We start from the raw sequence: 11139 nt of genomic DNA on the forward strand, positions 1-11139 counted from the left end.
TTGCGCGATCAACCCGCGTCGGGCCGGTCCTGCCGTGGCGCAAGCTGCGGTGTCGGTGCCGTCGCGTCATATTGCCCGAAGCCGTAGCGCGCGAAAATCCGGAACGCCTCGGGCGACTGGATGTACGCGAGCCACGCGCGTGCGGCGTCCGGATGCGGCGCGTGCTTCACCATCGCGCCTGCATAGATCGCCGTCGTATTGTGCGCGGCCGGAATGTCGATGTGCATCAGCGGATGCCCGACCTGTTCCTGGAACGCCGCTTCCGATTGCCACAGCACGCCGGCATCGGCGCGTCCCTGCATCAGGAACAGCGCGGTTTCCCGATGATGAATGTGCGTGAGTTCGGTCGTGCCGGCGCGCGCCTTGTCGTCGTAGACGGTGCGCGCGAGCGTATCGCCGCCGCCGGCTTTCACGAGCGATGCGCGGATCTGCCGCGCGACGCCTTCGAACGCCGGGTTCGGCATCGCGAGCTTCACGTCGGGCCGCGCGAGATCGCTCAGCGACGCGATGTGCTTCGGATTGCCCGCGCGCACCGTGATCGTCAACTGGTTGGTCACGTAGGGCACGGCCGGACCGTCGAGCGTGCCGTCCGCGATCAGTTCGTCGATCTTGCCGAGCCCGGCGAAATACGCGTCGGGCTCGACCGTCCACGTCATGTTGCCGACGGTGATCGTGCCGCCCGCGTGAATCTGCTTCACGAGCAGGCCGGGCGGGGTCGTTTCCGAGTAGATGCGGCCGCGGTATTCCGGAATCAACTTTTGGAATGGAGTTCAATCACGTCGCCGGGGCAGGGCAGCGACACATGACGAAATTTGCGTGACCAGTAATTTCTGACAGTTGCTTATTTTTCGCCGTTATATTTTTCGAAAAATTGAATAACTCAACGCGATTGTGCGGAGGTCCATTTGGTGCGCATTTTTTAGAATGTGAGCGCCCTCACGCCATGAAGGACGATACGCGCGGGAACTGTTCGCTTTTATCACAGATGGTACTGGGCGATTGCTGTACATTGGGGTGATGTAAAAAATACCAATGCTCCCGAGGAGAGAGATTGCGGTGCATTGACTCGGAAAATATTGCAGGCTTGCTGTTTTTACGTTTGTTATCAAATCGGGAAGGTCGTTGTGTCAAAATCTCGTCTGACCTTTTGTCCTTTCGATTTATGTGCATGTTAATTTCCCGAGGAGATATTCGATATGGGTAGGTTGCCCAACGCGTTGATGCTCGACGCGGGTATCGAGCAGACGAACCGGACGCTCATCCTGGACACTCCTCTCGGGGCAAGAGTGCTTTTGCCGCAGCGCGTTATCGGTGAATCTCGCGTGGGCCGGGATTTCGAGCTCACAGTCGACGTCGTTTCCCGGGAGCAAGCGCTCCAGTTGAAGAACCTGATGGCGCAACCTGTCACGTTATGGGTGCGTCAAGCCGACGAGTCTTACCTGCCCTGGCACGGCTACGTTTATGCCACGCGACGCCTCGGCGCGGACGGGGGACTCGTTTACTACCAGCTTTCCTTTTCATCGTGGATGCGCTTTCTGCAGTACCGCAAGGATGCGCGCATCTTCCAGGACCTGACGACTGCCGACATCCTGACTGAAGTGTTCAGCGGCCACATGCAGGCAAAGGGCCACTTCCGTGTTGACACGAAAGACCCGGGCGCAGTGCGGTCTTATTGCACCCAGTACGAAACCGACCACAATTTCGTCCATCGGCTGATGGAGTCAGAGGGGTGGTTCACGTACGTGGAGTATGCCGAGGACGGTAAGTCCCATACGGTTGTCGTGACCGACGACCTCTTCAATTGCAAGGCGCTCGCTACCCAGCGAGTACCGTTCTACCGCGGCGACCAAGACGGTCAGGCCGGCACACTCGTCGAATGGAGCGGCGAGCGTACGACGCAAAGCGTCGGATATGCGTTCAGCACGGCGGATTACAAACGTCCAACGCGCGCTTTGCAGCGGGCGGACCGGTCTACGGTCGACCAAGGCGATATCCCGCAGCAGTTGGAAGTCTACGAATATGCGGGCCACTATAGCTTTCCGGTTACCGGCGAGTCCTACGACCGTGGCGAGCGCGCTATGCGAATTCGACTTGAAGAGATGGCCTCGCGCAGCAAACGGTTTTTCGGGGTGGGCAGTGTGCCGTGCATGGACGCCGGTCGATGGTTCACGCTCGAAGACCATCCCGAGCACGAAGCAGACAAGCCTGAGGACCGCGAGTTCGCGATTCTCGGCGTGCGTTGGGCTATCCAGAACAATCTGCCGCTGGGCAACAGCCGTCCCTTCCCGGGTAGCCTGCAGCGGCGCCTGTCGCGTCTGCGTGCCGAATACAAGGACCGGCAGGCCGCATTCGTGTCCAAAGACCCGTTAGGTAATGAAAGCTTCGTGCTGGCCGAAATCGAGGTCCAGCGCCGCTCGGTGCCATTCCGCAGCCCGTTCGAGCACAGAAAGCCGGTCATGCACATGCAGACGGCCACTATCGTGGGACCGGCGGGTGAGGAGGTGTACACGGACGAGTTGAACCGGGTGAAGGCGCAGATGCACTGGGACCGTCTGGGTAGCAATAACGAGACGTCATCGTGCTGGATGCGGGTGATACTGCCGCAAGCCGGCAAAGGGTTCGGCGGTGTGTTTGTTCCGCGAATCGGGCAGGAAGTGGCCGTCAATTACCTCGACGGGGATTGCGACCGCCCGGTCGTCAGCGGAGTGCTCTTTCACGCTGTCAACACGCCACATTGGCATTCGAACGGCCTGCTGTCCGGTTTCAAGTCGCAGGAGTACAGCGGGCAGGGTTTCAATCAACTCGTCTTCGACGATTCCACGTCGCAGAACCGGGCGCAGCTTTTCAGCTCGACGGCGAATTCGTATCTGCACATCGGCTATCTCATCGACCACAGCGGCAATACGCGCGGCAACTACCTTGGAGCGGGATTCGAACTGAAGACCGAGGCGTCAGGCGCACTGCGGGCCGGACGCGGGCTCTACGTGTCGACCTACGCCCGCGGCGGTACGTCGAGTCAGCCGCTGGATGTGAAGGAAGCCACGCAACACCTTATCGATTCGAGCGGCGTGATTCAGCATCGCTCACTCGCGGCAGCTGACGGCAAGGCCGAGACCCTGGACGACGCACAGGACGCCATCAAGGACTTCGCTGCGACGACGCAGAGCGATGCGCAGGGCTCTATGGCGGGCGGCAGGACAGCGGGTGGCGGCACCGGAAGCGCCAATGCATTTTCGCAACCCGTCATGCTGCTCGCGAGCCCGGCTGACATGGGACTGTCGACGCAGAAATCACTCCACGCAGCAGCCACCCAGCACGTCAATCTGGTCAGCGGCGAGAGCACCTATGTGTCGGCGGCCAAGTCATGGATTGCCAGCATTGGCGAGAAACTGAGCTTCTTTGTGCAGAACGCCGGTATCAAGCTGTTTGCCGGCAAAGGCAAGGTCGAAGTGCAGGCGCAGTCGGACAACATCGAACTTACGGCAGACAAAACCGTGAAGGTCGTGTCCACGTCCGATTCGGTGAATGTTACGGCCCAGAAGGAAATCACCCTCACCGCCGGCGGCGCAACGATTCGCATCGCCGACGGCAAAATCTTCATCCATGCGCCGGGATTGGTCGAGGTCAAGGGCAGTCCACTCGTCTTCGATGGCCCGGGGGGCGATAACGCATCGGCGCAGCTTGCGCCTTCAAAGTCGTGCGCCCAGCAGTTCGCAGCCGCAGCGCAGGCCGGCTCGGCACTCGTGTAGGGCGGTCAGCATGGTTCACTACGTTATCGTTGAAGTCGTCAACGGGAAGCTCGAGCTGCTTGGCGTGCCGCCGGTCTATGAAGTCGGTGAGTTGGTTCCCGCGGCTCGTCCCGAGCTCGAGGGCGTGGCTCCCGTGCTGTACTGCGCCGAGCATCCCGAACTGCAATTGCCAGCGTTGAGAGAGCGCGCCGAATCGGACCTGGAGAATGGCTTGCCGCCGGTCGTTTGCGCCATTGTCGAATGCGGCAAGGCGACGGGCCGGCTACAGCACCATCTGGCGGACCGGTTGATACTGCGGGCGCCAACTTCGGGCGATGCGGTCTTCCGCTACTACGACCCGCGCGTGTTTCCGCACTTGGGTCGCATCTTGAAGGCTGAGCAGATGGGTGCTCTTCTGGGGCCGGTTGCATCGTGGACGTACCTCGACCCCATGAGCGGTTGGACGGTGGTCAACGGCGCCGCCGAACTGGACGCAGCCTTCGCTGTTACGGCGGACCAGCACGCACGAATCGCGCGCATCGAGCTGGTTCAGCGCGCGCTTGACTTGCTCCGGCGCAATGGTACGGCGCCGCGTCCCGAAATTCCGGCACTGCTCGATGCGCAGCTTGCAAAAGGCGAAGCTCATGGACTCGCTGGCGGGGACCTGCTTGCTTTTGCACTTCACGGCACACTCGTCTCCCCGTACTTCGACCGTCACCCGCGTGTTCGGGCCGTTCTGCAGGCGCCGCGGAAAGGCCCGTATGCTGAAGCGGTGGCGAACTGGAGCGCAGCAGACTGGGAAGCGATTGCGCGCGAGAGCATCCAATATCAATAAGCCCGAGTGGGGGCACGAGAGAGATACAGAATGGCACTCGACACGAACTTTGCGAGTATTTCCCAGCTCACGCAGTCTGCGATGCAGACAAGCTCGCGCGCGCCCAATTCATGCAACATGTGCAAGAAGAAGGGATTGCCGATTCTGCCCGTCCGCTACGGGGCCGTGGCCAACTCGAAGGCCCACAGCTCTGCTGGCGCGATGTCGCTCATGGGCGGCAAGTTTGGCGACGGCGTTGTCAGCATTGCGCTCAAGAAGGCAAAGTACACGCTGCGCACTTTGCGCTATGGCTACGTGTATATCTTCTATCCGAAAACACAGCGGTGGCAGATATATGCCGTTACGGCGGAAGGATACTTGTACGACTATCCGGTCGGCATCAAGCTCGACCGTAGTTTCGAGAAGCCGTTCAGCTGTCATCAACCCGGGCATGCGCAACTGGCCCAATGCATCACCATTGAAGACGCTGAACATGCCGGAGCCGTGTATCTGGCGTTCAGCGATGAGCTTTGGACGCAGAAGGTCCGCGACACCTATGCGAAGAATTTCATGGGCTGTCGTGACAAGCGGATGCAGAAGTTCGATGCGACCGCCTGGTATAACGGCAGCATGAACCAGCCGCACGCGGATAGCCTGGACCATCTCGAGGGGCTGCTGAGCGAATACCAGGGCGGCCGTCCCGATGCGCTCGTTACCGGTTGCTTTCCGTACCATGACCGTGCCGGGCAGCAGCCGGCCCTGAAAAAGGCGATGGATACCATCCTGCCGGACAAGGGGCTGTTCTTCGCATTGTGGGACCCGGTCGGTATCACGCAGGAGCTCAACTTCGAGCAGCGCGTCGCTTTCGGCGCTGCGCTTGCACCGTATGAACACGGCATCTGGGCCGCCAGCGCAATCGGTGCGCTGCAAAAAGCGGTCGCGGTATCGGCGAAAGAGGACGTTGAACGTGGCGCCAGTATGTTAGAAGCCAATGCCTATGAGGGTATGAGCCTCGGAGCGCTGTTCGATGGTGGCAAGGCGCTTGAGAAGCAACTCAAAAGCATTGAGGCGAAGAAGACGGCGGAGCTTGCAACGGCCGGACCGGAGGCATGGAAGCCCTATACGACCCACTATCGGCAGCAGGCCATCGTCGACTTTCGGCAAAAGATGGCAAACGACATGAGGCAGGAGCAAACTAGTACGCTTGTGCCGCTATCGCAAGACCATCAGGTATGGCTTTCCAGTCCCGCGCTTCTCAATGTGTTCGAATTCGACTACGAGTCGGGAAGCTGGCGTTGCGGGCTGAACTATACCAACACATTTACTCGGTGCATCGAAGGCTCGGCGGACCGCAAAGAAACCATTGACGTGCTCGTCAAGTGGGCCCAAGGAAGCGTATCCGATACCCGCAACCCGCTGCTGCGCGCGTTCGTCTTAAATAGCCCGGTGCTGGCCGAGAAGGTCAAGGAAGCGTCCAGTTACCCGTACATGGAACTGAGGGAGTTTGTGGCGAAGCTCATCGAGTCCTACAGCAAGATAGAGCAGGTGGAGGATTCGAAGGACAAGGGCATTAAGGTTGCCGTCGCGAAATCCCTGGCGCGACTGTTGCACGAGACCGGTGGGCCAGTCGTTCAAGCGGTCAGTACGGGCGTGGAGACTGCGGCGGCGAAGACGTTGTATGTCACGTTGTGCATGCGGACGAAACAGCTGTTCGAGTTTAAGGCCGTATACGGGTCGGTAAACCAGTGGGTGAATTACGTCGCCCGCCAGATGCAGGAAATGATGCCGGGTCGGCAGAAAATTAGCGTGCAGGACCTGAAGAAACAGCTTCAGGACAAGGCCACCGTAGGAGGAAGTGCCGAGCCGGAAATTAAGGCGAAGCAATTCGTGCTAGTCGAAAGCCCTGCGACGGAGGCCGCCGCCCTGGCAAACGTTAAGGCCAAACCCGGCTTCGAGAAGTTGGCCGGTGCGACGCTGACGTCTGAAGTGGTCGAGACGATTTACATGCCGAAGTTCCGGCTTATGACGAAGGGAGAACCCGGGTTTGCGGGTATTGGTGCGATATTCGGTGCAATCAATCTTCGTTTCGCTCGTGAGGAGTTGAAGAAAGCGAATCGGTTCAATCAGACGGAAGCTGGCATCAAGTTCGACAATGCAGTCGGTGGGCTCGTAGCGGGCGTCGCACAATATGGTTCATCCGCGCTTGAGCAGATGGAGAAGGTGGGCGTCAAGCTTTCCGAGAGCTTGGCCAAGGTTGGGCGGTTCCTAGCCATCGTGGGCAGGTTCGGTGGGGCTATAGTCGGGTTAGTATCGGCGGCTATCGATGCATACCATGCCTACGACGAACTGGAGCACGGAAATATTCTTATGTTTGCGCTCTACACCACGTCGGCACTTATCGGAGGAGCCTTGGTCGTTGCCGCGTTTTTGGGAAGTGTTCTGACGTTGCCGTTGCTCCTTCTCGCTGCTCTTATCGGTGTATTGATTAATTATTTCAAAAGTCGCGAAGTGGACGATTGGCTAGAGCAATGCTATTTCGGTATCAAGGCGACTAGTGAAAGATTTGAGCGCCTTGAAGAAGATCGGAAGGCGTTTACAGCAATTTTTTCTTGAATGGAACCAGTATGGCTTTCGACGGACACTCCCGGTACAAACTAAATCGACCGGTAACGGATACGGAGTCATCAGCACGACTGTATGTCAACGAACGGTGCACTGATAGTGCAAAGAGTGTTGGGACGGCCTTCAAAGCAACCGATTCCTACCTTGAGGTGTGTGATGGCCTTTATCGTGAAAAAGGCTGGGGGTTACTGGCATTCTCTACCGCTGGTCTCCTCTTCTTGTGCCTAGTCGCGATGTTTATGTGGATAGCGACACACATGCCAATCGCTGTCCGGGAAAAAGGGCAGGAGGGTATTGTTTACTTCCTGCTGACCATTTTCACATTGGCTGGCATTGGAGGGCTCGCAATAACAGTGCGAGCGCTTCTCGTCGATTGCTTTAATTACACTCGCAAGCCGATACGGTTTAACCGCCTGGACCGCACGATATACGCCTTCCGTCACAATGGGCCAGGCGGCGTCTTCTCAGTTCCGTGGGATAGCGCATTTTTGTATATTGAACGCAAGCCAAAAGCTGGGCTCGCGGCAACCGCGCCTCGTGTGGTCCGTTGCCTTGTGCTTAACGACAAGGGGGTGGTTGTCGGGACGTTCTCCGTCGGAAAATACGTAGAGCTGGCATTTGACGAGAACAGCCCGGCTGGACAGCAGGCGATGGAAGAACTCTATCAAGACTTTGAATACTATCGGCGTTTCATGGAAGAGGGGCCATCTGCCGTACCTCCGGTAGCCGAGTTTCTCAGTACGGAAGTCTCGTTTCGAAATTCGCTAAAGTTGCAGTTCGACGGCGCATCGGACCTGTTGAAGTCGGGGAGTCTGGTTATGTCTCTGATGACGGTTATTGCAGCGGTACCGACACTCGCCCTGGCTGTTGCCTACTACATCGCGCAACTGACCTGTCGCGAACCGGTGTGGCCCGAGGAAGTCGAGCGGGCGTGCAACGCTGTGACGCCATCCAACGGGCTTACAGCATGAGCCGACGGTTCATTCGTCAGAGCGATAAGACCGACCGGAGTGGGGCTGTGATTGACGGTATCGCAGGGACCTCGTTTCAAGGTCAACCTTTCTCATATCTGGGCGCCACACGTTCAGTGTCCGGCCTGCGGCACAACTACTTCAAAGGAAAGAAAGTGGATGAGTAGCTCGAACGATGTTTTATAAGTTGAAAGAGGCGAAAGACCGGTTTCCGACTCTGGCCGAAGACCAAAAGGCATTTGCGGCAATGCTTTCGTGATGGAGAAAAGAGATGGCATTTGATGGACTCTCGTGGTACCGCCTGAATCGGCCGGTCAGCGAGGAAGAACAGGGTGCTCGTCTCGCAATCGGACAGCCTGCATCTGACACGCCCAAGGACGACCGTTCCGTATTCTCGATGAGCGATACCTGTCTTGAGGTCCGCGATGGAACCTACTCGGAGAAGGGCTGGGGGGTTTTTGCCTTTATGCTGCCAGGGCTCGGTTCGTTGGCATTCACGGCGGCCCTACTTTGGATGCTGACTCATGTACCTCCAATCTACGAGCAGCGAGGACAACAGGGCTTCATGTACGGTGCGCTGGGCTTTTTCCTGTTTGTCGGGCTTTGCTTCTCGGGGATTGGCATTTGGGCATTGACGCGCGACTGTTTCAACTACATCAGCAAACCCGTCCGTTTTGACCGGCGCAACCGGATGATTTATGCGTTCAGGCACAATGGCCCTGGCGGGGTTGTGTCAGTACCTTGGGATAGTGCTTTCCTGTACGTTGAACGCAAACCCAGACAGGGCCTCGCGCGTACCACGCCGCGTATGGTTCGCTGCCTTGTTCTTGACGACAAGGGACTGGTTAGGGACACTTTTTCGATAGGAACACGAGTCGTCATGGCATTCGATGAGAGCAGTGTGGGAGGCCGGGAGGTCATGAAAATCCTTTACCAAGACTTCGAGTTTTATCGGCGGTTTATGGAGGAAGGTCCCGCTTCCGTGCCGCCCGTGACAGAGTTTCTGCCGAGGGGAGCCTCCCTGCGCAATTCGCTTAGGTTGAATTTTGAAGGCTGGTCTGCCCTGACTAACTCGCGCAATCCGATGGTGTGGCTGGTAATGGGTATTGGCGCACTTCCAGCATTCATTTTCTCCCTGATGCAGTGGTTCGCCCAACTGACTTGCCGCGAACCGGTGTGGCCCGCAAATATCGAACGTGCGTGCAATGCCGAGGCTTCGTCCACGGGGCTTCCGGTATGAGCCGACGGTTCATTCGTCAGGGCGATAAGACTGACCGCAACGGTGTCGTGGTTGACGGTATCGCTGGGACCTCGTTGCAAGGCCAACCTTTCGCTTATCTGGGCGCCCCTGTTCAGTGCCCCGCCTGTGGTACGACGGGCGTCATCATAAGCGGCGGCTCACCGCGCACGATGACGATGATGGGTAAGCAGGTCGCATTGGAGAACGATTTGTGCCAATGCAAATGTGAGCCACTGCCGAAGCTGGTGGCGTCACAGACTCTTGGCTCAATAAAGGCATGACGGGGCGTCGCTGCCTGTTGCAGGACAACGGGCGTGGTCGTTGAAACGTCTCAACGACGGGCCCGTTGCCGCTCGCGATGAGCTTTACGGTCATTTCCTATCAGCGTGCGAACGACTGAGGGGTTGGCTTGAGAAAGATGTTCGATTTCCGCGCGATAGCCATATAGCTGGTGGAGCGCCAAGGCGATGGTACATGAACGCGAGCAACCTCCTTCGCAGTGGACGACCACCGACACGACTTCGTCAGGCAGGGCCTCGACGAACGCGCGAATCGTCTGAGCCTGCTCTGCGGTGAACGCCTCCCCCAGCTTTTCCCGCGCCTTCTCCGAGAGACTCGGACTCAGGAAATCGACGTCCGCGAAGCTCAGGCGAAGCAGATGGGCGAAGCCATCGAGGCTGGCGGGCGGGCGCTCCGGTGCGGTGACCGAGATGATGGCAACCGACGGTAGCCGCGGCAGTTTCTCGGCGTCGCGGCGCGACAGCGCAAACACCTGGCGTGCACCGTCCGCCGGTGGCTTGTACAGCTTGCCCACCACCTCCTGCAGTCGCTGGACCATCGGCTGGATGCTAGGAACTCAAGGGTGGATGCACTTCGACCAGCCACTCCCGGATGCGCTGCTGGACTTGCGCGTCGCCAATTCCGCGCTGGGCGTCGAGCAAGACCAGGTGCGGACTCAGGTCGAGGAAATCGGTGCTCAGGTGATATGCACCGTAGACTGAGTCGTCAATCGCCAGTCAATTTTTCAGGCGTTTCGCGAACACGTAAAACCTGATGATATAGGTCCGTGCCGACCCGTCCATCAGATACCCAAAGCGCGCTTTGATGCCGCAAGTTGTGCCCACGACCCGTCTGGCAAGCGCAGCCGGCAGGTACGAGACGACCTGGTCGAGCGGTAGTGTGTCGAGCCAAGACGTTGTCAGGACAATCTGTACGTCCGGGTACGGCTCGAGCATTTCCGCCAGCAAAGGAGCAAATTCGAACAGCGGATGTCCCGAATCCAGTAACACATCGCCGTTCTGGTCGAGAGCGGCGTGTCCCCGGTGGAGCGTGCCGTCATAGTCGACGAAGAGGGTAGGTGTCGGCTGGTCGAGCACGAGCACGGTGTACCTACTATCACTCACCATAATTGTCGTTCCCGCTATGGCTAGGAAGATTCGAGTCTGGTTCGAGGGATTTGTCGCCGGCTGTGGCGGTCGACAGCAACATGCGGGTACGGTCGACGGTCCAGCACTTGGACGGCGCAGATGTACAACATACCGCACATGCTGGTTTAGCAAGCGAGTTTACGCGCGAATGCGCGCCCAGATATCCGTGCGGCGAGCGCCGGCTGGATGTTATTGAGCTATGTAGCTGGTGTGAGGTTTTGGACATTACAGCCAGCCAGTTCGTCGCTGAACTTGAGCAGTGTCAAACGCATTTGAAATCTGAGCCACTTCGCGCCTGATCGCGCAAAGTAAAACTGAGCCAGTCGTTACCTCTTCG

At 58.4% G+C, this 11139-nt stretch carries 9 protein-coding genes and 1 pseudogene; 7 read left to right on the forward strand and 3 right to left on the reverse strand.

The window, feature by feature from the left end:
* Window positions 1-8: 8 nt before the first annotated feature.
* A pseudogene (locus DIE17_RS32485) lies at window positions 9-749 on the reverse strand (substrate-binding domain-containing protein); the annotation flags it as partial.
* 447 nt (window positions 750-1196) lie between these two features.
* Between DIE17_RS32485 and DIE17_RS32490 the strand changes: the two are divergent.
* The 6 genes from DIE17_RS32490 (at window position 1197) to DIE17_RS32520 (ending at window position 9656) form a co-directional block, all read left to right on the forward strand.
* A complete protein-coding gene (locus DIE17_RS32490) occupies window positions 1197-3749 on the forward strand; it encodes a type VI secretion system Vgr family protein (RefSeq protein WP_124921665.1) in 2553 nt (850 codons plus the stop codon).
* 10 nt (window positions 3750-3759) lie between these two features.
* The gene (locus DIE17_RS32495; RefSeq protein ID WP_124523290.1) at window positions 3760-4563 is read left to right on the forward strand and encodes a DUF4123 domain-containing protein; all 804 of its coding nucleotides are present in this window, start codon (window positions 3760-3762) and stop codon (window positions 4561-4563) included.
* Between the two features lie 30 nt (window positions 4564-4593).
* The gene (locus tag DIE17_RS32500; protein WP_124488666.1) at window positions 4594-7155 is read left to right on the forward strand and encodes a T6SS effector BTH_I2691 family protein; all 2562 of its coding nucleotides are present in this window, start codon (window positions 4594-4596) and stop codon (window positions 7153-7155) included.
* A 266-nt stretch (window positions 7156-7421) separates the two neighbouring features.
* Window positions 7422-8135, forward strand: coding sequence for a DUF6708 domain-containing protein (locus DIE17_RS32505; RefSeq protein WP_260426201.1), 714 nt, complete (start codon window positions 7422-7424; stop codon window positions 8133-8135).
* 271 nt (window positions 8136-8406) lie between these two features.
* The gene (locus DIE17_RS32515; RefSeq protein ID WP_124488664.1) at window positions 8407-9375 is read left to right on the forward strand and encodes a DUF6708 domain-containing protein; all 969 of its coding nucleotides are present in this window, start codon (window positions 8407-8409) and stop codon (window positions 9373-9375) included.
* Window positions 9372-9656, forward strand: a complete 285-nt coding sequence (locus DIE17_RS32520; protein WP_124488663.1) for a PAAR domain-containing protein — start codon at window positions 9372-9374, stop codon at window positions 9654-9656. Before DIE17_RS32515 ends, DIE17_RS32520 begins: the two co-directional genes overlap by 4 nt.
* A gap of 50 nt (window positions 9657-9706) precedes the next feature.
* On the opposite strand, the gene DIE17_RS32525 is transcribed toward DIE17_RS32520, so the two are convergent.
* The gene (locus tag DIE17_RS32525; protein WP_124488662.1) at window positions 9707-10213 is read right to left on the reverse strand and encodes a hypothetical protein; all 507 of its coding nucleotides are present in this window, start codon (window positions 10211-10213) and stop codon (window positions 9707-9709) included.
* 28 nt (window positions 10214-10241) lie between these two features.
* Between DIE17_RS32525 and DIE17_RS38145 the strand changes: the two genes are divergently transcribed.
* On the forward strand, window positions 10242-10376 hold the full coding sequence (locus tag DIE17_RS38145) for a hypothetical protein (RefSeq protein WP_259645653.1): 135 nt from the start codon (window positions 10242-10244) through the stop codon (window positions 10374-10376).
* 15 nt (window positions 10377-10391) lie between these two features.
* Here the strand turns inward: DIE17_RS38145 and DIE17_RS32530 are convergent, their stop codons facing one another.
* Window positions 10392-10757, reverse strand: a complete 366-nt coding sequence (locus DIE17_RS32530; RefSeq protein WP_124488661.1) for an HAD domain-containing protein — start codon at window positions 10755-10757, stop codon at window positions 10392-10394.
* Window positions 10758-11139: the final 382 nt, after the last annotated feature.

Origin of the sequence: Burkholderia sp. Bp9099 (assembly GCF_003857805.1) — a bacterium.
Classification (GTDB): Bacteria; Pseudomonadota; Gammaproteobacteria; order Burkholderiales; family Burkholderiaceae; genus Burkholderia.